Annotated in this window: 13 protein-coding genes and 2 pseudogenes; 9 read left to right on the top strand and 6 right to left on the bottom strand. The window is 38.9% G+C overall.

What is annotated here, in order from left to right; genetic code table 11:
- The first annotated feature begins 954 nt into the window (after positions 1–954).
- Together AC3ISB_RS01720 and AC3ISB_RS01725 are read left to right on the top strand one after the other, a co-directional pair.
- Positions 955–1,647 carry a coiled-coil domain-containing protein gene (locus AC3ISB_RS01720; RefSeq protein WP_480340292.1) on the top strand — a complete coding sequence of 231 codons (693 nt, stop codon included), beginning with the start codon at positions 955–957 and terminating at the stop codon, positions 1,645–1,647.
- 38 nt (positions 1,648–1,685) lie between these two features.
- Complete coding sequence (locus AC3ISB_RS01725) at positions 1,686–4,871, top strand: biotin/lipoyl-containing protein (RefSeq protein WP_489275387.1); 3,186 nt, start codon at positions 1,686–1,688, stop codon at positions 4,869–4,871.
- A gap of 100 nt (positions 4,872–4,971) precedes the next feature.
- Here the strand turns inward: AC3ISB_RS01725 and AC3ISB_RS01730 are convergent, their stop codons facing one another.
- From AC3ISB_RS01730 to AC3ISB_RS01740, 3 genes are read right to left on the bottom strand one after another with little or no spacing between them, the layout of a single operon-like run.
- Positions 4,972–6,186 (bottom strand): Ger(x)C family spore germination protein, encoded by a 1,215-nt coding sequence (locus AC3ISB_RS01730; protein WP_489275389.1) that lies wholly within the window; start codon positions 6,184–6,186, stop codon positions 4,972–4,974.
- The gene (locus AC3ISB_RS01735) at positions 6,170–7,273 is read right to left on the bottom strand and encodes a spore germination protein (protein ID WP_489275391.1); all 1,104 of its coding nucleotides are present in this window, start codon (positions 7,271–7,273) and stop codon (positions 6,170–6,172) included. Before AC3ISB_RS01735 ends, AC3ISB_RS01730 begins: the two co-directional genes overlap by 17 nt.
- 26 nt (positions 7,274–7,299) lie before the next feature.
- Positions 7,300–8,874: a spore germination protein gene (locus AC3ISB_RS01740; protein WP_336058552.1), complete on the bottom strand. Its 1,575-nt coding sequence runs from the start codon at positions 8,872–8,874 to the stop codon at positions 7,300–7,302.
- Positions 8,875–9,556: 682 nt separating this feature from the next.
- On the opposite strand from AC3ISB_RS01740, the gene pbp4b reads away from it, so the two are divergent.
- Positions 9,557–10,930: a penicillin binding protein PBP4B gene (gene pbp4b, locus AC3ISB_RS01745; protein ID WP_489276834.1), complete on the top strand. Its 1,374-nt coding sequence runs from the start codon at positions 9,557–9,559 to the stop codon at positions 10,928–10,930.
- Positions 10,931–11,030: 100 nt separating this feature from the next.
- Here the strand turns inward: pbp4b and AC3ISB_RS01750 are convergent.
- Positions 11,031–11,345 (bottom strand): annotated as a pseudogene (locus AC3ISB_RS01750) (ATP-binding cassette domain-containing protein); the annotation flags it as partial.
- Between the two features lie 107 nt (positions 11,346–11,452).
- Between AC3ISB_RS01750 and hutP the strand changes: the two are divergent.
- The 3 genes from hutP to AC3ISB_RS01765 all read left to right on the top strand — a co-directional run bounded on the left by hutP (position 11,453) and on the right by AC3ISB_RS01765 (position 15,257).
- The gene (hutP, locus tag AC3ISB_RS01755; RefSeq protein ID WP_141993412.1) at positions 11,453–11,902 is read left to right on the top strand and encodes a histidine utilization transcription antiterminator HutP; all 450 of its coding nucleotides are present in this window, start codon (positions 11,453–11,455) and stop codon (positions 11,900–11,902) included.
- A 115-nt stretch (positions 11,903–12,017) separates the two neighbouring features.
- Positions 12,018–13,535 carry a histidine ammonia-lyase gene (hutH, locus tag AC3ISB_RS01760; protein ID WP_141993413.1) on the top strand — a complete coding sequence of 506 codons (1,518 nt, stop codon included), beginning with the start codon at positions 12,018–12,020 and terminating at the stop codon, positions 13,533–13,535.
- A gap of 324 nt (positions 13,536–13,859) precedes the next feature.
- Positions 13,860–15,257, top strand: coding sequence for an amino acid permease (locus tag AC3ISB_RS01765; protein ID WP_489276836.1), 1,398 nt, complete (start codon positions 13,860–13,862; stop codon positions 15,255–15,257).
- A 562-nt stretch (positions 15,258–15,819) separates the two neighbouring features.
- On the opposite strand, the gene AC3ISB_RS01770 is transcribed toward AC3ISB_RS01765, so the two are convergent.
- Together AC3ISB_RS01770 and accD are read right to left on the bottom strand one after the other, a co-directional pair.
- A complete protein-coding gene (locus AC3ISB_RS01770) occupies positions 15,820–16,773 on the bottom strand; it encodes an acetyl-CoA carboxylase carboxyltransferase subunit alpha (protein WP_489275394.1) in 954 nt (317 codons plus the stop codon).
- On the bottom strand, positions 16,770–17,633 hold the full coding sequence (accD, locus tag AC3ISB_RS01775; RefSeq protein WP_480340287.1) for an acetyl-CoA carboxylase, carboxyltransferase subunit beta: 864 nt from the start codon (positions 17,631–17,633) through the stop codon (positions 16,770–16,772). The genes AC3ISB_RS01770 and accD overlap by 4 nt, the downstream gene beginning before the upstream one ends.
- Positions 17,634–19,681: 2,048 nt before the next feature.
- On the opposite strand from accD, the gene AC3ISB_RS01780 reads away from it, so the two are divergent.
- From AC3ISB_RS01780 to AC3ISB_RS01790, 3 genes and pseudogenes are all read left to right on the top strand, one after another.
- Positions 19,682–20,887, top strand: a complete 1,206-nt coding sequence (locus AC3ISB_RS01780) for a quaternary amine ABC transporter ATP-binding protein (protein ID WP_098373519.1) — start codon at positions 19,682–19,684, stop codon at positions 20,885–20,887.
- A gap of 4 nt (positions 20,888–20,891) precedes the next feature.
- Positions 20,892–22,619: a glycine betaine ABC transporter substrate-binding protein gene (locus AC3ISB_RS01785; protein ID WP_480340286.1), complete on the top strand. Its 1,728-nt coding sequence runs from the start codon at positions 20,892–20,894 to the stop codon at positions 22,617–22,619.
- Between the two features lie 846 nt (positions 22,620–23,465).
- Positions 23,466–23,567 (top strand): annotated as a pseudogene (locus AC3ISB_RS01790) (thioredoxin-disulfide reductase); the annotation flags it as partial.
- Positions 23,568–23,603: the final 36 nt, after the last annotated feature.

Raw genomic sequence — 23,603 nt, forward strand, 5'->3', positions numbered from 1 at the left:
TGGGTGGCCTTTTGTTGGATTTCTTTCAATTCTACTCCTACATTAAAGAACTGCCTGGGTGAAAATAAATGTTACCGTCACTTTTAAAAACAATGTAACTGCAAGTAATTCCTCACGTAATTTGTATCCAGTAATCAGTAGGTTTAACCCTAGTTATTTCAACCCACTTAAACAATATGATCATACCGAATATTATTAAGTGGTACTTATGAGGCAATAGAGTGAGGAAAAATTAAATAGGATGTACATGATTTGATTCTGCAAATTATTGAATTAGATATTAAACAAAATATTCTTGTATACAACAGATGGGTATCTAAATAAAGTTATCGTAATTTGTCTTTAGCTTTTTATTTCTTGTAAGGGTTTTATCAAACTAAAAACAGTTAAGAAACTAAAGCATTTAAGGGGAAGATTAACCTGTTAAAGGAATTCTATGTTTGTTATACTCTTGACGCTGATGTTAAGTGGGAGAAAATAAAAAAAGGAATGAGTAGTAAAAAAGAAGATGTTTTACAAGAAGTCCTAAAAAGGATGGAACACTGTGAGTATTTTATTGTAAAAAGTGAAAGTAAGCATCATATTATCAATACATCTTTAATACGTTATATACGTATCTTTGATGGAAAAAAGTAATCTCACTACTGCTTTCTTATAATATAAGTTATGGTTGTATTCTCCTAACAGTCTATCTGGGAGGGGATTTTTCTTTGGAAAAAAAGGGGCAAACCTTTCATGCATTTACAGAATAATAAAGCGGAAAGTTGCTAAAAGTGATGTGCAAATAGATTATATCGAACAGTAAATATTGAAGAAGAAAATTTTTATCTGAAAGCGCAGGCGGACTATTTTAAAAAGTCTATATGGGCAGAGAAGGTATATTTGGTACAAAAACAGCAGAGCAAGCTTATGTTGCTATTCATGGTTGGGTAACACTTTGAAAGGAGTGTAAAGATGAATAAAGAACTAGAGGATGATTTTATTGAGGCATTAATGGTTTCCCTTCAAGACGAAAGGGTCATTAAAAAGATAAAAGAAATAGTAGAAGCGGGCTCGTTTAGTCAAATGGGGGTAACTAAGGAGCAACTGAGAGAAAAAGAAAAGGAAATTGCAAAGCTCCAGCAAGAGATTGAGTCGAAAAAAGAGGAAATTAGTGAGTGCCAAATAATGATCCACCATCTAAATGAGAAAATGGAATCCTATTTTAATGAATTGCAAAAGAGAAGAGAAGACTATCGGGAAGCAGAAGAACTTTACGAAGCTGTTCAACAATTATCCGAAACCACCAAAAGTTCCTTAAAAGGAATCTTCAAGGGCGGTTCGGTGCAGGAATTTATTGTCTGTGGTGTGCAATATGAAAACATTTCATCTTTGTGGGATTTTATTAAAAACGAGATTATGGAAGGACGAGAGCAGGAAAGAGAGGTTTTGCTCGCCCTTTTTCTGTATTTCTTTCAAGAGTACAGTAAAACATACGATACCCCTTTATATAAAATACAGGAAGTGAAAATGAATGAGGTCTTCAGAGAGGACTTGTACATAAGAGCCCTTAATAGCAAAATATCCGGGAACATTACGGACATCCTGCTGCCAGGATATATGAGCATTAATGGTAAAACCATTAAAAAATCCGTTGTGAGAATCTAGCAGGCGAAAAAGAGAATGATAATAAAGGAGAAATAACAATGACATCGATTATTATCCCAGAGATTGAAGAAGGTATTGAAAAAATCCTTCTTATGCAATGGTATAAACAGCCGGGCGATTATATTACGGTGGGCGAAAGCTTAGCCAAATTCAGCTGTGAGGGGATCGAATTTGACCTTTTTTCAGAAAAGGAAGGTACCCTTAAAGAATTGAATGTAGCGGAGGACACTATAGTCAAGATTGGTGATCTGATATGTTATTTGGATTCTGGTGAAGCTCTTTCAGAAGAATTATTAATAGAAGTTGAAAAACAAGAAATGATAGAAGATAAAGAGCCCCTTGAGAACGTAACAAGTTTAGCTGAAAAAAATAACATAGACAGTTCTATATACTTAATGAATAAGAACGAAGAGCAGGTTCAATTATCACCTGATTCCCAAACCGTTCCGGTCTCTACCATTTCAATGACTTATAAAGAAGTGAGATCTTTAATTAGCCATTTATATCAGAGTGCAGAAGAAACCTTTTTTAAAGATGAAGCGAGCTTCTTTCAAGACATTAAAAAGATGCTCCGTTCCAGATGGGTTTACATGAATAACGGGAATGTTATATATGATCACAACATTGCAGCTTTATTTCCTTATAGAAAATACTATGAATTAATGGACGAAGATTTTGACTACAAAGAGCATCTGGACGTTTCCGGTTTTAAAGGTGATGCCATGACTCGGGAAGAAGCAGCCAAAAGTTTCAATACAACCGATCACCCTATATATAAGAAAATAATAGCTTTAGATGATTACTCCACGAGTAAAAATCCTTCCATTTCAAGGATATTTGCCAATCAAACGGCTAACTCTTCTAAATCAATAGCGTTTAAATTCAACGGGTACGACATTCAAAGTTTCGATGTAGTTAATCAAAAAAACAATTTACTAGGAAAAGGATTTTTCGTTCCTGTTTTCCGTTTAAATGGGGAAAATGCCTTTGGAATCAATGATCAAATGGCTCTCCATCTCTGGCTGGAAAACCGATTGGTACCAAGTGGATTAAGCGCAGAACGCCAAAAGGAGTATGATTATTTGCTGGCATTGTATCAATTAAAGGGTTTAGATCATGAAAGTTTTCTAAAAGAATTGCCATCAATCGCTATCGATTCCAAGACGTTTTATGAGAAGCTTTTAAACTCTGAAAAAGTAAGAGCTGATATTGATACATATGATGAAAAGATGCTAACAGATCCAAACCGAGGACATTGGGATTTATGGCCTGTCCTCTCTGATGAAAAACCTTTAACGATAAAACTGAATGAAGAAATAATGGCCAGAAACCCTAAAATGGATATTAGGGAGGACGGCATAGTTGGCATTGATTTTGGAACGAAAAGTACAGTGGTAGTTCATCAAGAGAAAAGTGATTTTACTCTTCCCATGCGTATTGGGGTTGGCTACCTTAACACGGAGGTACAAGACTGGCATTATGAAAATCCAACCGTGATTGAATTTATTGATTTAGAACATTTCCTGGAGCTTTATCAAGAAAAGGAAGGAAGACCAGATACAAGGTGGCAGGATGTGACGGTTTCCCACAATGCTCTTAACAATTTGATGAATGGAAAGAGTGACCATTATTATTCCATATTGAATAATCTAAAGCAGTGGGCTGGAGAAAAGAAAAACGAACTCCGATTAAAAGACAAGAGGGGATATGCCGTTGTACTGCGTTCCTTTCTGGACTTAACCGATCAGGACATCAACCCGATTGAGTTATACGCTTACTACCTCGGTTTGTATATCAATAACCAGAACAATGGGATATACCTGGACTACACCTTATCTTTCCCGGTGACGTATGAAAAAGAGGTAAGAGAAAAAATTCTAAAGTGTTTTGAGCGTGGGTTAAAAAAGACGCTTCCTATGCCGATTCAGCAGGATGAAGAATTAATGAAAAAGTTTCGTGTCACCGCTGGGGCGAGCGAACCAGCTGCTTATGCCGTTTGTGCGTTACAGGAATACGGGTTTGAACCGGAAGAGGATGAAAGAACGTACTATGGTGTGTTTGATTTTGGTGGAGGAACGACAGATTTTGATTTTGGTATTTGGCGTGAAGCAGGCCTGAAAGAAAGCAGATATGATTATGTCATTGAGCATTTTGCTGCGGGCGGGGACCGTTATTTAGGTGGAGAGAACATGCTAGAGCTTTTGGCGTTCCAAGTGTTTAAAAACAACCAAAGAACAATGCGTGAGCTAAATATTCCTTTTACTCTCCCAGCAGAATGTGTGAAGTTTCCCGGAAGTGAAACGCTGATTAATGAGTCACAAGAATCCTATTTAAATACGAAACAATTGGTAGAAAAATTAAGGCCGCTTTGGGAAAGACATGAACGGTATGAAGAACAGTTTGGAAAAGGCATGATTCGGGCAGACTTGTTTGACAAAGCTGGCCACGCAAAACTCAATGTGGAACTTTTGATTGATCAAGATGAAATGGAGCAACTGATTGAGGAAAGAATTGAAAAAGGCATTAAAAATTTCTTTGAGTCATTAAGGCGCGCTTTTGCCCGATCAGAACCTAGTAATATTAAGAAAGTAAATATACTGCTTGCGGGTAATTCAAGTAAATCCCCGGTCGTTATGAATTTATTTAATAAATGGATTGAAAGGGAAGTACAGAACACTCAAAACTGGGGAGAAGTGTCTGATAATCTTTTTGAGATTCTTCCACCACTGGGGACAGAAGGCGCTTATTTAAAGCAACAAGAGAGAAACAGAGTGGTTAACCGAGATATTTTAACAGCTCCTACGGGAAAAACAGGCGTTGCTTTTGGACTTGTACAAAGCAGAAAAGGCGGAAGTATAAAAGTTATTGACCGTGATATGGTGAATGGTGAATCAAAGTTCAAGTATTTTCTTGGCATCGGGAGAAAAGGGAAATTAAAAACAGTGATTGATCAAGAAGAAGAGTATAACCTATGGCATCTTTTCGTTGATGCGTCAGAAGAAGATTTTGAAATTTATTACACAAGCCTGCCGGAAGCTAGTACCAACCAGCTTGATATTAAGCAGGCACAGAGGAAAAAGCTTCGAATTGAGCATGTAGATGATTCAGCTTTTGTTTATATTCGAACCATAAGCCCGACTGTTATTGAATATGTTGTTGCAGACGAAGGCACGATTATAAATGGGGTTTATTTATCTGAAATTACTAAAGTGGAATTAAGTTAATCTTTCGATGAAAAAATTTTTGAAAAGGTCTCTCACAGTATACTGTGGGAGTCCTTTTCATGCTCATCGTTATTCACAGCTAGGTGTTCAACCTGTGGATTCACTTCTTTGATCCATCTGATGCTCCATAATCATTAATAGTTAGTTTTACATCGTAGTTGATCGGAGTTTCACTAAATGTTTGGTCCCAATCCTTTTTGACCTTCTTCCATACTTTTGGGTGCTCAATTCTCAATCGATTTCCGAAGCCAGCAACGTCCACTTGGTATTCTTTTTGCATTTTTTCTAGTACATTTCTCACCAAGCGTTTCACTTCTTTTTCAGATGATTTTTCTGCTTTTTTTAAAAATTCATTTTTAAAAGTATCTCCTGAAACTACCCAGTTTTCAGACAGTCTCCCCACTGATTCAATGTTTACATCAAAAGAGATGTTGTCTCCTTTAACTCGAGGTACGATACTGCTTTTCATCGATTCTATCTCATACACAATCAGCTGACCGGTTTCTTTATCAAAGCTTTTCACTACACCGCCTTTCCCCTTACCTGTTATCCATGTAACGCCCTCCAGTTCTTCCTCATTCAAAAAACCAGTCATTTTGTGTGTCTTTCCATCGATCACGGCAGCACCCGCAAATTTGACTTGCCCATCTGCTGATAGAACTTTTTGGATTAGAAAACTAGATCCTGATTTGATCTTGCTTTCTACTTTAATATGCGACATGGGAGGTAAAATCCTCGTTGTTCGATAGGCATTTTCTACAATGCCAGCTAGACGAAACGCTGGAATTTCTCCATCTTTCTTTGTTTCCAGTGTGTTGCTCGCTCTTCCTTTACTGATGAGTACAAGACAGCTTGGTCTAACCTCACTTTCTCGAAAATTTTGATTAAGTAATTGTTCCAACTTATACGATTTTGCAAGATCTTCACCTATAACAACCACTTTCAGATGGTGAGCGGTTACGGGTTGTTCACTTCTCAATGATAATTCACGAACCATTTGATGGAAGGAATCACCAGTTTCGGAAACGTTAAGATAAGATTTTTGTTCTGGTCCTGATTGTTTCGTTGTTGAACTTGCTACTTGTGGAGTGATAAATTGATAGGTTGCAGTAATCCGGTCCTTTTTTGAATAACCACCCCCTTGTTCGTTTAATTTTTTCTCGATGGAGGACGGCTTGGCTTTATCGAATGCCAAACCTATACCTAGACTTTGCTCTTCGATTTCATGACTGCTCCAACATCCTGTAAGGGATAAGAACAAAAGAACGGAGAGGGAAATGAAGAGGGGGCGTATATTGTTATGTGATTGTTTCATATTTTCCTCCCTTTATTCTTGAGATAATAAGCAGAAGAAGCGGAAGTAAACCAAATAAAAACAGTGCGATATTGCCGACGAAATCTCCTTGTTTAAATAGGTCATTCATATTTTTCGGAATCATGGCAATGATGTATAGAATCGGAAGCAAGCCAAACATAAATGGGTGAATGCTCTTTTTCGTAAGTTGAGCCAGCCCTAAAGCGGCTGCAAAGTAGGTGATGGTAAATGTAGCAAATATTTGCATGATCCAAACCACGAGCAATAAAGATTCAAACCGTTCGAAGATCAAACCGGAGATTTCAAAACTGCGTATAAGATCCAGAGTCGGCCATGTTCTCGTGACCACTCCATCAACAGATAATGCCCCGATGACCATTACGACTGTTATTACATAAAAAATCAATGGAATGGAAACTCCAACAAGCAGGGCTTTTACTGCTTTTTTTGGCTGATTCATAAACGGAAGAAGCAGTATCATGATTTCAGGCCCAGAAAAAGCGAGAGCCGTTGTTTTTACTCCTTTTAGTACAGGAATGATTCCTTCTCCTAATACCGGACGCAGATTATCGATCTCAAATATTTTGATGCTCATAAAGGTAACTACCAAAAAAAGGATAACTGTCAAAGGTAATATAATTTCAAAAAGACGGGCTATCGGGTTAATGCCACCGATGATGAGATAAAGACCTACCCACATGAAAATCATAATAATTGCCCATGTAGGGGTACCCTCCAGAAGTAAATACCTTATAACTTCAGCCATTGAACGGAGCTGAAATCCGGAAGTCATAAGAAAATAACATATAATAACTAAACTAAGAAAACTCCCCACCCATTTTCCTACAATTTCATTGATGTATTGATAAAAGGTCTTATCGGGAAACTGTTGGCTTAATTTGACCATGATCACCCCTGCGATTATCGCGATAATCCCGCCTATTATAACGCTTATCCATACATCTGGTGTATGTACCTTCTCCGTCGATGATCTGGGTAGGGTGAGTAATCCTGTACCGAGTATAAAGTTGATGATAATGACAGCTGTTTGAGGAGTCGTGATTTGGTCTTTCGGATTGAGAATCATTCTTTAGCCACCCTTTCACCGATAGGTTATCCTTTGCGTATGGGATTTTTTGTATGCATCATCTTTGGACGGCGCTTCATCATCATAAGCGGCATTCGAACCATCAGGTCTTTCCATTCACTTAAGCGATAAGGAACGGCTGGACTCATATAAGGTACACCAAAGCTTTTTAATTTCACTAAATGGCTGGTCATTAAAAGAAAAAAGAGAATGACCCCGTATAATCCAAATGTGGCAGCACAAATCATAGCTGGAAAACGCAGAATCCGTAATGTAATCCCAATACTATAGTGCGGAATGGAGAATGATGATATAGCAGTTAACGCTACTACAATCACCAAAACAGGGCTAACGATCCCTGCCTGTACAGCAGCTTCCCCAATGATTAAACCGCCGACGATACCCATTGCCGGACCAATTGGCTTAGGTAAGCGCAGTCCTGCTTCCCTCAGAATTTCGATGGATATTTCCATGAATAATGCTTCGATAAGTGCCGGAAACGGAACCCCGGACCTGGTTCCTATAATGGAGATGGCCAGTTTGGTCGGAATCAACCCTGAATGAAATGAGATGAAAGCTATATATAAAGACGGTGTAAAAAGAGCCAAAACAACTGTGAGATAACGGAGTAAACGTATGAATGTGCCAGGAATCCATCTTTCATAATAATCTTCTGGTGATTGTAACATCATGCTTAATGTAACTGGAACGATCAAAGCGAATGGCGTCCCATCCAATAAGATGGCCACCCGGCCTTCCATCAAAGCAGCAATCACGCGATCAGGACGCTCTGTATTCTGTACCTGAGGAAAAGGACTAAGGTAATTATCCTCGATGAGTTGCTCTACATAACCTGATTCCGGCACATTATCAATATCAATTTTTTTAATTCGATTTTCTACCTCTTGAACTAATTCGGGATCAACAATATCTTTAATGTAAGCGACAACTAAGTCTTTTCTTGACTGCTTACCTACTTGGAATTGTACTAACGATAAATTTTCAATTTCACCACTACTTCTTAAAAAAGACGTATTATCAACTAAAGATTCAGTGAAACCGATCCGTGGACCTCTGACTAATGCCTCTGATACCGGCTCTTCAACAGTCCTTGTTTTTATTTTTGTTGTACCAAGGATTAGGGCATCCACTAATCCATCAATTAAAAGCGCTGTAGAACCTGTTAATACTTTTGATGCTAACTCTTTAATGGAACCAACTTCTTCTACTTCACTGATAGATAACACTTCATTTTTTATGAATTCTTTTGAAATGCTTCCTTTGATGTAAGGAAGGTCTTGTTTATATTCTGCTGAAAAGTCAACCATCAATGATGTCATGATATGTTTATCAATGATGTCTTTATCTGATAATCCATCCGCATAAATGATAATTGACCGAATACCGGTACGGCCGATATTAAATTCTCGAAAATGAACATCCCAATTATGTCCAATTTCTTGCTTAACCATTTCTAGATTTAAATTAAAATTATCTGTAAACTGATCAGTTGAATCTTGGGAGGTATTTGCTTCTTGTTTGTCTTTATCGGTACCTTTTCCTTTTTTACCGATCTTTGATATCCACTCTTTCATTTTCATCACTCATCCTTTGAGTTGCGAAGCCGATTAAACAATTTGGAGATTAAATACGGAATAACAAACACAATAAAAGCTTGTATAAAAACCTGCCATTCTGGAAGGTAGGAAACAATAGTTTTCCACATTTTCATCACCCTATACTTGTTTCAAGTAGCCGCTAAAATTCCTTTAATTCTCAAATAGTATTAATATCTTCTACGTTTCTTATGCAATGAAGTTAAAAGCAATTAGCCGTATTTACATACTTTATACTTCGTATGTACTATGTGGAAAAATTGATTTTGAATATAATTGAGGAGAAGGAAGAGGCGAAATCGATGTCTGGGACTTATCCGAATGACTCATTGATTATAGTAGTGAGCTTTAATGAACATAGGCTTTACTTCTTAGAACGGGGGATGACTTAAGCTCAAGATTTGAAATATAATTTTAAAAATATCAAGATCAAATTGAAATGATGTTCGAAATAACATATACTGAAAATTGAGAATTATTTGTAAAAATAACCCTATTTTGGGGAATTTCTGCATTAATCAACTTGAAATAAGAGATCCAAATCACAACCCGGAACATATTAACAAATTGTAAAGCCTGGTGTAAAAAGGACGGAATGAATGAGAATATTAGCTTTCGGTTAAGTTGTTCTTTATTTTTTAAAGTGATTTCAAAGGAGTGGAAAATGATGAATATATGGACAAGCTGCACACTGAGTTCAATTCTGGCACTTTCCTTATTAGCACCTTCCGTGTCTTTTGCTAATGAAAACTCAAATCATGAAGCCGCTGTGAGTAAGGAGACTGCCAGTCAGTATCCAATATTAAAGAAAGTAAATAAACCGGAAGAAGCGGGATTTTCGTCTGAAAAGCTGGAAAAAGTGGATCAGCTCATTGAAATGGAAGTGGCGGCCGGTTTCCCCGGTGCTGCCTTGATTGTCATAAAGGACGGAAAGATCGTTAAAAATGAAAGCTACGGGTACAAACAGAAGTTTAATGAACATACATCTCTTAAGAAGTTTCAAAAAATGGGAAATGACACGTTATTTGACCTTGCTTCAAACACGAAGATGTATGCAACCAATTTTGCCATTCAGAAATTAGTCAGCGAAGGCAAGCTGAATATCCAGGCAAGAGTGCAGCAATACATTCCTGAATTCAAAGACTCAGAGGAGGATGTGATCAAAGGAAAGGACAATCTGAGGATTATTGATGTTCTCCATCATACAGCAGGGTTTAGACCTGATCCGCAATATCATAATCCAAAGGTTTCGAAAGAACTCTACTCCCAGGAACGGGATAAAACCATCGAGTTCATTTCCAAAACACCGCTCACATATGTACCCGGAACACAGAATGTATACAGTGATGTCGATTATATGCTGCTTGGCGCCATTGTTGAAGAAATAACGGGTAAGCGGCTTGACACCTATGTTGAAAATGAATTGTACAAGCCGCTTGGTTTGAAAAATACAAAGTTCAATCCTCTTCAAAAGGGCTTTAAGCCAATGGATTTTGCTGCAACTGAATTGCTTGGTAACACCCGGGACGGCGTGATAGATTTCCCTAACATTCGCACATACACACTTCAAGGGGAAGTACATGATGAAAAAGCCTTTTATTCGATGGGGGGCGTTTCAGGGCATGCAGGTCTTTTCTCGAATACGGAAGATATGGCCGTCCTCCTGCAGGTGATGCTGAATGGCGGGGGATACGGTAAACATATGTTGTTTAATCAAGAAACCATCGATGAATTCGTCGCACCTTCGGCGATGAATCCGACATATGGACTTGGGTGGAGACGAAATGGCGATGCTAGCATGGAGTGGATGTTCAGCCCTTATGCGAGCGACAGTGCCTACGGTCATACTGGATGGACTGGGACGGTAACGATCATTGATCCGGAGATGGATTTAGGAATTGTTTTACTTACTAATAAAAAGCACTCTCCGCTCGTTAACCCTGTAGCCAATTCCAATCAGTTTTTTGGCGACCTCTTCAAAACAGGAAGCTATGGAAGTGTTGTGACTGCGATTTATGAAGCATTGGAAACGAATGAATGAATGAATATCACCATAAAGTAAAAGGCCTCCGATTAAAGTCGGGAGGCCTTTATTCTTGTTATATGAATGTCTGGATTTCTTTTAGCCACACTTTAATTTTTTATACAGTTTGGGCAAGGATCAGATTTTTGTATGCTCCGTCTTGATGGAGCAAATTATCATGGGCATCTTGTTCGATGATCTCCCCATTTTGTACAACGATGATGCGGTCGGCGTGTTTAATTGTCGCCAATCTATGTGCAATGACAAGTGTTGTCCGATTTATCGAGAGCCGTTCCAATGCTTTCTGAACTGCTTTTTAGGTCTCGGTGTCTAGAGCTGAAGTGGCTTCATCAAGGATTAATATCGGGGGATTCTTCAGGAATATACGAGCAATCGAGACAAGCTGCTTTTGCCCTCCCGATAATTTCACTCCCCCTAAAAGATTTATTTTAAAAAAATATATTGACTGAACAGCTTGTATCCGCTTACAATAATATTTAGTTATTAGTGTATTTAGAAAATTGTAAAAGAGGTACCTGCATGACAAATGAATTCGACAGAAGAATCGGGCGCCATGCAATCATGTACGCGTTTGCGGACGAAGAGGAAGAAGTCATATTGACAAATGATCTAAAGCGGATGGATTGGCTTTATGGAAAAGGTAAAGTCGGTTCAATGGAGCTGCAGAAAATAGTTGCGGCCATTGAGACATCAGCGAAAAGACTTGGATTAGTCAATCCCGATATGTATCGTGAAATGCATGCGCTGTATCATGCGATCATCGAAGCACTCCAAGGAGTGACACGCGGCCAAGTCGAGCTTGGCGGTCTTTTGAGGACTGCGGGCCTTCGGTTTGCAATCGTTCGGGGCAGGCCGTTTAAAAGCGGGGACGAAGGTGAATGGATTGCTGTCGCCGTGTATGGAACGATTGGAGCACCGGTTCGGGGATTTGAACATGAAGCCGTTGGCTTGGGAATTAACCACATTTAAATAATTAAAAGCCTATAGTTATTTTAGTGAAATAGGGGGCTGTATTGAAAGACTGGATAAGTCTGTCAATATGGCCTCCTTTTGTGTGTTTAAAAAAAGAATAGGGGTGCAGGGAATGATTATGTTAACGGGTCAAACTTTAACGATTGAAGAAGCGAAAAAAGTATTGTATGGAGAGGCATTTGTCACGGCTTCTGCCGAGAGTGTTAAGAAAGTGGAAAAAAGCCGGGAAGCGGTTGAAAATATCGTGAAACAAAAGAAGGTCGTCTATGGCATTACAACAGGTTTTGGAAAGTTCAGCGATGTTTTGATTGATGCAGAGGACGCAGAGCAGCTACAGTGGAATTTGATTCACTCCCATGCGTGCGGAGTCGGGGAACCATTTCCAGAGGTGGTTTCGAGAGCTATGGTCCTTCTCCGTGCCAATGCGCTATTAAAAGGGTTTTCAGGCGTCCGTCCTGTCGTCATAGAACGTTTGATCGATCTTTTGAATGCTCATATCCACCCGGTAATCCCTCAGCAAGGTTCTCTTGGTGCAAGTGGGGACTTGGCGCCGCTTTCCCATTTAGCGCTAGTATTGATGGGAGAAGGAGAAGTGTTTTATAAAGGAGAGCGAATGGAGGCCATCGTAGCTTTATCGAAGGAAGGCATTCTTCCAGTGACACTTAAAGCAAAAGAAGGTCTTGCATTAATTAACGGAACACAGGCCATGACGGGGATGGGCCTAGTAAATTACATTGAAGCTGAACAGCTGGCCCACCAAACTGAAGCGATTGCTTCACTGACTTTAGAGGGATTACGCGGCATTGAAGATGCCTTTGATCCGGATGTTCATCTAGCACGCGGTTACCGCCAGCAAACAGAGGTTGCGGAACGGATCCTTCGCATGATCAGCGGCAGCCAGCTCATCACCAAGCAAGGAGAACTGCGGGTACAGGATGCTTATTCGCTCCGCTGCATCCCGCAAGTGCATGGTGCATCATGGCAAACTCTTGATTATGTAAAAGAGAAATTGGAGATTGAAATGAATGCTGCGACGGATAATCCGCTTATTTTTGACGATGGGGAAAAGGTTATTTCAGGGGGGAACTTCCATGGCCAGCCGATTGCATTTGCGATGGACTTCATGAAAATCGCTGTTGCTGAGCTTGCGAACATTTCAGAGCGCCGCATTGAGCGACTCGTCAATCCTCAGCTGAATGATTTACCGCCATTCTTAAGTCCGTCGCCTGGCTTGCAGTCGGGAGCGATGATCATGCAATATTGTGCAGCTTCACTCGTCTCTGAGAATAAAACACTCGCACATCCTGCAAGTGTTGATTCCATTCCATCTTCAGCGAACCAGGAGGATCATGTAAGCATGGGAACGATTGGGTCTCGACACGCACATCAAATCATTCAAAACGTTCGTCGCGTTTTGTCGATTGAGCTCATTTGTGCCTTACAAGCGGTGGAATACCGTGGAATAGAAAAGATGGCTCCGTTTACAAAAGAGTTTTATACGGAAGCAAGAAAGCTCATTCCAAGCATTACACAAGATCGTATCTTTTCAAAAGATATCGAAGCAACGGCAAGCTGGTTACATCAGATCGATTGGAATTCATTTATTAATAGGAGTTTACCTACAACATAATATGAAGTGCGGAATATCCGAATAAACGTTAGGCTTATAGCCCTTTGACTTGGGTTTTAAGCCTAACATCGTTATGTAAATGCAACATAGATCCCAGAAATCCAAAAAGGTCCCGGCATTAGAGAAAATGACCTTGAAATAGTAATAAGTGCAGGAAATGACCATTGATGAAATGATCGGCTTTACCTATTCGTGCTAGATTAAATATGCATTTTTGGAGGGGAATCTAATTTGGAAAATCGGCAATTGCAACCACCTGTCATAAATGAAAAAAACCAGCCGTCAAATACTTTACAAAGGAAGCTAAAAGCGCGCCACCTTACGATGATTTCGCTGGGCGGTGCAATTGGAACAGGGCTGTTTCTCGGAAGCGGTCCAGCCATTCACTCTGCAGGGCCTGGCGGTGCTTTGGTCGCTTACACCGTAATTGGTATAATGGTTTATTTTATTATGACAAGCCTTGGAGAACTGGCATCATTTATGCCAGTCAGCGGAGCTTTCAGCACCTATGCTTCGCGTTTCATCGACCCAGCATTAGGGTTTGCGCTTGGTTGGAACTATTGGTTCACTTGGGCGATGACCCTTGCCGCAGAACTATCTGCCGCAACGATGGTAATGAAGTTTTGGTTTCCTGACAGCTCGTCTTTTTTATGGAGTTCTTTGTTTCTAGTTTTGATATTCTTATTGAATTACGTATCTGTTAAAGGGTATGGTGAAGGGGAATATTGGTTTTCCCTCATTAAAGTCGCAACCATCATCATTTTCATTGTTGTCGGAATATTTATGATATTCGGAATTATGAACGGAGAAGCGATTGGTTTTAAAAACTTCACAGTTGGTGACGCTCCGTTTGCCGGTGGTTTTTTGGCAACATTGGGTATCTTCATTGCTGCTGGATTTTCTTTTCAAGGTACAGAAATAGTCGGTGTTGCAGCCGGTGAAAGTGAAGACCCGGCAAAAAATGTACCTCGTGCAGTTCGCAGCATTTTTTGGAGAATCTTCCTCTTTTACATCCTGGCCATAGTTGTTATTGGATTGATTGTTCCTTATACGAATGGCAATCTGCAGGGACACACGATCATGGTTAGCCCGTTTACGATGGTGTTTGAAAAAGTGGGACTGGCATTTGCTGCTTCCGTGATGAATGCCATCATTTTGACAGCCGTATTATCCGCTGGTAATTCAAGTCTTTACGTGACAAGCCGAATGTTGTACTCAATGGCAAAAGAAGGGCTGGCACCGCGTATTTTTGGGAAGCTCAACAAGCGCGGCGTTCCCATTTGGGGACTGGTTGTCACTTCACTTGTAGGAATGTTGGCCTTTTTTGCTTCCATTTTCGGTGATGGAGTTATTTATATTTGGCTTATGAATGCGGTTGGAGTCACTGGATTTATATTTTGGCTGGGTATAGCGGCAAGCCATTACAGGTTTAGAAAGGCTTATATTGCTCAAGGGTATTCACTGGACGACCTTCCCTATAAGTCAAAATGGTTTCCTTTCGGACCGATATTTTCCTTTGCTCTTTGTTTTTTCGTTTTATTGGCGCAAAACTATCAGGCCTTCATTGGCGCTGACATTAACTGGGCAAGTGTAATTGCTGCCTATCTTGGCATCCCATTCTTTTTGATAATGTGGCTTGGTTATAAGTTCATTAAGAAAACAAAAGTAGTTCCGCTAGAGGAATGCAAAATCGATTTTGATGAACATAGGAATGCAAAATAGACATAAGACTTCTTTATTTCTTTGTTAAGAAAGTTAGCAGCTTTGAAATGACAAGGCTCCTTACTGCCAAAGAAACAAAATAAACAATAATTTGAAGTTGATGCCAGTTGATTGAGCCGAAGTAACTTGTTGGAGATGATTGAATCAATACGCATAATATCAATTTCATTTAAGGGATATGCCTTTTTTATCCCCTCCTAGGTAGATTAAATAATCTACCTAGGAGGGGATTTTTTTATTGGCGAAAAGGGACAAACATTTAAAACGTGAAGTAGTTCGATTAAAATTGGAGGAGGTTCATTGTATTTATGCTTTGTTAAAAAGGCAAGAGATTTCCTTGATATAGTCTAGTTAACGGTTTTGGAAAACAGAGATAAACCCTGCCAAAAGGGTTTGGAGGGTTATTTGGCATGGCCATGAATAATGTAACAAAAGGATATAAAATAATTCAGGTGTAATTGGGGAGGAAAGAATGGACACTATAATTTGCATTACAAAATGTTGAGTCTAACGTCTATATCAAATGGTCTATGAACATGTTCGGAAATAATTGTTCATCTACTTATTTAAATGTCCTTTCTTCTATATACTCACCGATTTTTCGGAACTTATCAAAACGTTGTTGGCGTAGAATGCCTTTATCAAATTGACCAAGTTCTTGTAATGCTTTTCGTAAGGTTTCTTTGATAAAGTGCGATTGAAGTGGGATGTCAATATGTGCTCCTCCTACAGGTTCTTTGATGATCTCATCAATCACTCCTAGTTCCATCAAGTCCTTAGCCGTAATTTTCAATGCTTCAGCTGCTCGTTTTGCTTGTGTGGCATCCTTCCATAATAATGCTGCTGCTCCTTCAGGTGAAATAACCGAATAAAATGTGTTTTCTAGCATGTAGATTCGATTGCCGATACCAAGAGCCAATGCACCACCACTCCCACCTTCACCAACTACAAAACAGATGATAGGAACTCCAAAACTTGCCATTTCACGAAGATTGAGGGCGATAGCTTGAGATTGTCCGCGTTCTTCGGCTTCACGACCTGGGAAGGCTCCTGCCGTGTTGATAAATGTTACGATGGGGCGATTGAACTTATTGGCTTGTTGCATAATTCTTAGGGATTTTCTGTAGCCTTCAGGTTGCGACATGCCAAAACGGCGATAGATATTGTCTTTAGTATTTTTACCTTTTTGATTTCCTAAGACAGTTATAGGCATTCCTTCGAAGGTAGCTATTCCTGAAACCAATGCAGGATCTTCCCCATAAAGTCTGTCACCATGAAGTTCAATAAAGTCTTCAAAAATATGGTGGATATAATCTAAAGTAGTAGGGCGTTGTTGAATTCTGGATAGTTGAATTTTATCCCAAACTTCCATGTTCTCGTTAAGATGAATTTTGATGTCATTGACTTTTTGCTCAAGATTATTTATTACTTCGTTAAAGTCAAGATTATGCTTTGTAGACACCTCTTTCAATTCAGCAATTTGATTTTCCAGTTGTTTTAATACTTGCAAGTTCATCGTTTAAAACACTCCCTGAAGTCGAGATGATGGATTTTTAAAATGGTTGTTAATGATTGTTTTAATTCACTCCTATTTACAACCATATCCAGTTGCCCATGGTCCAATAAAAATTCAGAGGTTTGGAAATTTTCCGGAAGTTCTTCTCTTATCGTCTGTTCAATTATGCGTCTTCCTGCAAAGCCAATTAAAGCTTGTGGTTCGGCAATATTGATATCACCTAATGAAGCGAAGCTAGCAGAAACTCCACCCGTTGTAGGATTCGTTAAAACGGATACGAAAAGGATTTTTTCGTAGTTTAGTTGTTCTAAAGCAACACTCGTTTTTGCCATCTGCATGAGGCTAAGAATTCCTTCTTGCATACGAGCTCCGCCGCTTGCCGAAAACAATATAAATGGTTTTCGAGTTTTTAATGATTCCTCAATGGCTCTTGTGATTTTTTCACCGACTGCTGAGCCCAAACTCCCCATACGGAAACGAGAATCCATGACACCAATCACAATCGGATAGCCACCTATGGAAGCTGCCCCGGTAATAACCGCATCATTTAATGCAGTCTTATTCTTATCAGAAATTAATTTATCTTTATATTCAGGGAAGTTCAGCGGGTCAACGGAAATTAAACTTTTATTGAATTCCGAAAAAGAACCACTATCTGTAAGCATTGAAATGCGGTCATAAGCTGAAACCGGGTGGTGATATTGGCATTTCGGACATACATACAATTCTATTTTCATAAGAGATTCATCAAAAGTTTCCCCACATGATTTACAAGTAAAAGGGATTTGAGTAATGCTTTTGTCTATTTCAAAAAAAGAATTCGATTCTATTTTTTCTCTCTTTAATGGATAAATCTCCATCAATCCTCCTTTGGTAAGACCGCTTTTTACAAGTTACGCTCACCGCTGTGTTTTTTAGCTTTTCATTAAAAAGTTTTATACAATCAGCAATCATCCTAGAGAATGAAGATTTAATTTGGTGGGTCTTCATTATGAAATTATCTATTCCTGTATGAATGCATTTTTACTTGGAAAATCAGAAACGATTTTATCAGGGAAATACATAGGCTTGTATACAAATCGAGTATACAAACATTAAAAAACACTTATTATCTTCTATATAGAGAATAAAGGTTATCGATGGCTTCACCATTGATCCAGTTTTTAGAAAGAACGATTTACCAAATAGCAAGGCGTCATTTAATAAAGCGAATACTCCCATTAGTTGGTGTAAGCACATAATATGCAATTACTAATATAATTGAATGGGTCATTCTTCCATGGATAATATTTTATTGGTTTATCAGATTGTTAAAAAGATAAAGATTAATAGTTTTTTTCTTAATTTAAAGGGGCAGATTAGGAACACATAATATTCAAGAGGGCAATCTTAGAATGTAAATGAAACTTTAAGAGCTATATATTTGTATAAATTGATAGAGATTTAATCGAAAGTGAAATTACCAGACTAATGGAAATTAAAGGGGAAATGAACCAAATGTTTAAGAAGTTTATTGCTAAGTTAGGGAAAGGTGCAGCAACTGTTGATTTACGCTACGAAAACCGTGTTTATTATGCTGGTTCATCCATGCTCCTGAGAATCGTTTCGTAGTGACCCAGGATGTCAGCCAGGGGCTGCAGGTATTTCATGTGCATGATTTTTTCCCTGCTGTTAGATTAGTGATGATATACGATAATTATGAATTGATAAGTGAAAATGAGTATTTTTTTAACAAGAAATCTAGTAATGTTAGGGATATTTTTAACTAGGGAAATATGGTTGTTATCTGACAGGCAACGTCAAAAAAATATTTAGAATAACAAAAAATGATTGAAAATAAAATTTTTATAATGAACATTAAGGCAATAGAAGTGTAGCGATTTATCACGCCGGGTTTAGTTAAAATGCATGGTCTGTATTTATTATTATTATTGAATATTCTTTGCAGCATGGAAAGCTTGTACAGCCAAAGAAGCTATGCTATGAATGGGCTAATTGAAAGAAGGCAATCCACTAACTAAAGTAGCCATATTTTTTGTACTTCTGGTTTTGTTCGTAAAGAGTATTCGATTGTGAGATAATTTCACATTTATAAAAAAATGATAAATCGTGTGTCTAGAAATATATTTTCAATGTCGCATTTTTGGCTTTAACCGTTGATAAATCAATGTTTATAGAAGGATGGTGCCACTTTCATATGATGCACCATCTTAACATATGTACTCAACAATTCCGCCGCACATCATTTGAATTTATATTCATTGTTTGTTAAGGTAATGAAGTGCTTTAGGGTTACAGGTTCATTCCATGTGTGCTCGGACTGAACAAAACTCTAAAATAAAAAACCATTATATTTCAGTTGGTATATGCTGTGCCTGTTAGTTTCCTCAGTTGTATTGCACCTCTTTTCCCTGCAAAGCTCAAATTAGACACATTGGGAATCCCATAATCATATTTCTATGCGTTTTGGTGTTATACTGCACTGCAAGTACCATTCCATCTGGTTAAGGAAATGAAGTACTTTAGAGGGTAGTCGTAAGTCCATCATCCGGACCTAACTCTAAGTGGAAATCGTTTATATTACAGTTGGTATATGTTGTGCCTGCTAGTTTCCTCAGTTGTGATTGCACCTCTTTTTTCCTACTTGAAATGCTCAATTTATCACACATAATATAATCCAAGTAAAGAATTATTTCTTGGGAATAATAAATTTAGATTATTTTTTTATGCACGTTATGCCCTGTGCCACTGAATAAGTGTCACTTCCGCTTTTTTTGAAGAAAAAGTAATGGGGTAGAATTTTGGTTATTTCAAGGTACTTGTGCATTAATAATCATCACTCGCATAAAACGGGGGAATTCAGCAAAACTGAATATCATATGGGCAACTATTAGAATGAGGTGACTTGATGAAGCCGTATGTTGAAGTCAGAAATGTCTCGAAAATTTTTGGCAAATCTCCAAAAGCAGCAACAGACTTATTGAAGCAAGGCAAATCGAAAAAAGAAATCTTGAAAGAAACGGGACAAACGGTCGGAGTGAATAATGTTAATTTCGAGATTTATCCCGGCGAGATTTTTGTCATCATGGGCCTATCCGGAAGCGGAAAATCCACTTTGATCCGCATGTTCAATCGTTTGATCGATCCCACTTTGGGTGAAATCTTAATTGATGATGAAGATATCGTGAAGATGAACGCTGCCCGGTTAAGGGAAGTCAGACAAAAGAAAATAAGCATGGTCTTTCAGAACTTTGCTTTATTCCCGCATAAAACGATATTGGAAAACGCTGAATTCGGGCTCGAAATTCAAAAAGTGGATCCAGCAAAACGTCATGAAAATGCGATGAAGGCTCTTGAGGCCGTTGGATTGAAAGGCTACGAGAATCAGCTGCCATCACAGCTTAGCGGCGGTATGCAGCAAAGGGTAGGGTTAGCCCGGGCACTCGCAAGTGATACGGATATCCTATTGATGGATGAAGCCTTCAGTGCCCTTGATCCATTGATTCGTAAGGATATGCAGGATGAACTGATTCAAATCCAGGATCAGTACAAAAAAACGATCATATTCATTACCCATGATCTTGATGAAGCATTAAGAATCGGGGATAGAATTGCCCTCATGAAGGATGGAAGTGTAATTCAATTGGGAACCCCTGAACAAATCATGATGAATCCAGCCAATGAATTCGTCGAGAAGTTTGTGGAAGATGTTGATTTATCAAAAGTATTGACAGCGTCTCATGTGATGATACGCCCAGAGAAAATCGCGGTGGACAGAGGTCCGAGGGTTGCCTTGGAAATCATGCGTAAACAAGGGTATTCCAGTATTTTTGTTGTGGATAGAAAGCAGAAGTTATTGGGGGCCGTGACTGCTGAACAGGCTCGGCAGGCAATGAGCAATAACCAATCGATCTCAGAAGTGATGTCAACCGATATCCCAACTGTAAAAGAGGATGAATTACTTGGAAACCTCATGGATGTGATGGCGACTTCAAGCTTGCCAATCTCAGTCATCGATGATCAGAACAGAATTAAAGGAATTCTTCTTCGCGGTGCCGTTATCGGTGCTTTGGCAGGAAATAAAGATTCCTTGAATGAAATGGAGAGTGAATAATTCAATGAATATGCCGAAAATCCCACTAGGAGCTTGGGTCGATTCTTTAGTGGATTGGATAACTATTGTATTTGCTGGATTATTTACATTTATTACTAATGTAATCGAGGGTCTATTGAATATCTTGGTCGATGTAATGAGTGCAGGACCTTCGATCGTTTTAATCATCGTCCTGACCCTTCTGGTTACTTATACAAGCAAATGGCCATTGGGAGTATTTGCATTCATCAGCTTACTATTGATTGATAATCTGGGTTATTGGGAATCAAGCATCCAAACTCTGGCAATCGTTATATTGTCAGGAGCTTTAACGATAGTGATCGGGATACCGATCGGAATATGGTGTGCCCAAAATAAAACCGTGCGCAGTATAGTAACCCCGATCTTGGATTTCATGCAAACGATGCCTGCATTCGTTTATTTGATTCCATCGATATTATTCTTTGGAATAGGGGTAGTGCCTGGGATCATTGCGTCATTCATTTTCGCTATCGCACCGACAATCCGAATGACCAATCTTGGGATTCAGGAAGTGCCTAATGATTTGATCGAGGCATCGGATGCTTTTGGTTCAACCAGCAGCCAAAAGTTATTCAAGGTACAAATACCATTGGCTACTCCAACGATCATGGCAGGAGTTAACCAAAGCATCATGCTCGCACTGTCAATGGTCGTTACAGCCTCATTGGTTGGAGCACCCGGACTTGGGGCTGATGTCTACAGGGCTGTCAGCCAAATTAATGTGGGGCAAGGATTTGAAGCAGGATTATCCATCGTAATCATTGCAATCATTTTAGATCGTATCACGCAAAATCTTCGTAAACCAGCTTACGAACATATCGTTAGCAGGAAAATCATTTTTACAATATTGGCTTTACTTGTTGTGGGTACTGCAATATTCGGTGCTTTTACAAAAGAAAAAGCTGTGAACGGGGATGAAAACAGTCTTGCTGCCAAGGCCAATTATGAAATCATCGGAATTGAACCTGGAGCAGGAATAATGAAGTTGACTAAAACGGCTATAGATGATTATAAGCTGGATGATTGGAAAGTGGTTGAAGGGTCATCGGCAGCGATGGTTGCAGAATTGAAAAAAGCAATTGATAAAAAAGAACCAATCGTCGTTACAGGATGGTCACCGCATTGGATGTTCTCGAAATATGACTTGAAATATCTCGAAGATCCGAATGAATCCTTCGGCAAGGCTGAAAATATTAATTCGATTGCCAGAAAAGGTCTTGAACAAGATGCCCCTGGCGCTTATAAAATTCTTGATCAATTCTTCTGGGATACTAAAGATATGGAAGATGTAATGGTCAAAGTTACTGAAGGTATGTCTCCTTCAGAAGCAGCAGAAAAATGGATAAAGGAAAATCAGGACAAAGTATCCGAATGGACCAAAGGTGCTGAATCAGGAAATGGTGAAAAAATCAAACTGGTTTATGTTGCTTGGGACACTGAAATTGCCAGTACGAATGTGATTGGCAAGGTACTGGAGCAGAATGGCTATGATGTAACATTGAGTCAGGTCGAAGTAGGGCCAATGTTTGCTGGTGTAGCAAACGGAAGTGCGGACGCAATGGTGGCTGCATGGCTCCCGGGAACACATCTTGAATACTATAATAAGTATAAAGATGATATCGTTGACCTTGGACCAAACTTAAAAGGAACAAAGCTTGGTCTGGTCGTACCGGATTACGTCGATATTGATTCGATTGAAGACTTGAAATAAGAAAACGAGGGAAATTTGTATTATCCCCTACAGGTAGACTGTTCTTAACAGTTTACCTGTAGGGGATTTTTTTATGGCAAAAAAGCGACAAAGAATTTATGCAAGAAGTCAAACGATTTAAGTTGGATGAAGGGTTAGTCATATAGTCAGCTTCGTGAGCGATTTGGTTTAAAGAGTGATACCAAAAGGAAGATGCCCAATAAAGCTTTTTGAAGATAAACGTGATGTTTGGAAGCACGTCAGAAGTTAGCCGCAAATTTTGTCCATGTAAGACCTATTCAGCTCAATTTTGGCCTGGCTTAGGATTGAACTGAAGGACGACAGTATACATCCAGCTTTAAAATCTATAATACCAGTAACGTTAAATCGCCTGAATAAATTTAGGGCGATTTTTTCTTTCATCAGAAGTAACACAATAACATTGTTTATGTATCCTATTTCAGTTAAACGATAACCGATATGTTAATGAACCATTTTATACAAGTTGATTTTATTACAGGTGCAAAAGTAGTTCCCATTCTTAAGAAGGCATCAAGCTTGATGAGAAAGTCTTTTTAAGGGAAATGGTGGCAAAATTGAGAATTAATAAAGTGCGGGGTGTGTAAAACAAGCGGTTTTACAGGAGAAATTAGTTGGCATGGTTTTTGCTTATATAATAAGAGTAAATCAAGAAAGGAGGGAGAGCTGAATAGCCAACTATTTGTTGGTAAGAGTCTCGGAGAGAATGACGACTATTAAAGTACTCCTCTCCATTGTTTCAGGAACTATTGTCGGATTCGTACTTAGTTTGCTCGGCGGATATGGATCAATTTACGGACGATATGGAATATATCATCGTGAATCCTGGTACAAGATCATAAATACGGCCAAGCAATTACTGCTGCAGGAAGTGGTTGTATGGCTGCTCTGGATTGCGAAAGATATCTTGATGCAAGAGCGATCAAGTAATGGAGACAATCAGTATAACATTGAGAACAAAATATA

This window comes from Peribacillus sp. GL_122 (assembly GCF_057835005.1).

Excerpts from the sequence above, each read along its gene's own strand:
- hutP (WP_141993412.1), top strand. The coding sequence starts at position 11,453 with ATGACAAATGAATTCGACAGAAGAATCGGGCGCCATGCAATCATGTAC.
- accD (WP_480340287.1), bottom strand. The coding sequence starts at position 17,633 with ATGGAGATTTATCCATTAAAGAGAGAAAAAATAGAATCGAATTCTTTT.
- pbp4b (WP_489276834.1), top strand. The coding sequence starts at position 9,557 with ATGAATATATGGACAAGCTGCACACTGAGTTCAATTCTGGCACTTTCC.
- AC3ISB_RS01785 (WP_480340286.1), top strand. The coding sequence starts at position 20,892 with ATGAATATGCCGAAAATCCCACTAGGAGCTTGGGTCGATTCTTTAGTG.
- hutH (WP_141993413.1), top strand. The coding sequence starts at position 12,018 with ATGATTATGTTAACGGGTCAAACTTTAACGATTGAAGAAGCGAAAAAA.
- AC3ISB_RS01720 (WP_480340292.1), top strand. The coding sequence starts at position 955 with ATGAATAAAGAACTAGAGGATGATTTTATTGAGGCATTAATGGTTTCC.
- AC3ISB_RS01725 (WP_489275387.1), top strand. The coding sequence starts at position 1,686 with ATGACATCGATTATTATCCCAGAGATTGAAGAAGGTATTGAAAAAATC.
- AC3ISB_RS01765 (WP_489276836.1), top strand. The coding sequence starts at position 13,860 with ATGATTTCGCTGGGCGGTGCAATTGGAACAGGGCTGTTTCTCGGAAGC.
- AC3ISB_RS01740 (WP_336058552.1), bottom strand. The coding sequence starts at position 8,874 with ATGAAAATGAAAGAGTGGATATCAAAGATCGGTAAAAAAGGAAAAGGT.
- AC3ISB_RS01735 (WP_489275391.1), bottom strand. The coding sequence starts at position 7,273 with ATGATTCTCAATCCGAAAGACCAAATCACGACTCCTCAAACAGCTGTC.
- AC3ISB_RS01780 (WP_098373519.1), top strand. The coding sequence starts at position 19,682 with ATGAAGCCGTATGTTGAAGTCAGAAATGTCTCGAAAATTTTTGGCAAA.
- AC3ISB_RS01730 (WP_489275389.1), bottom strand. The coding sequence starts at position 6,186 with ATGAAACAATCACATAACAATATACGCCCCCTCTTCATTTCCCTCTCC.
- AC3ISB_RS01770 (WP_489275394.1), bottom strand. The coding sequence starts at position 16,773 with ATGAACTTGCAAGTATTAAAACAACTGGAAAATCAAATTGCTGAATTG.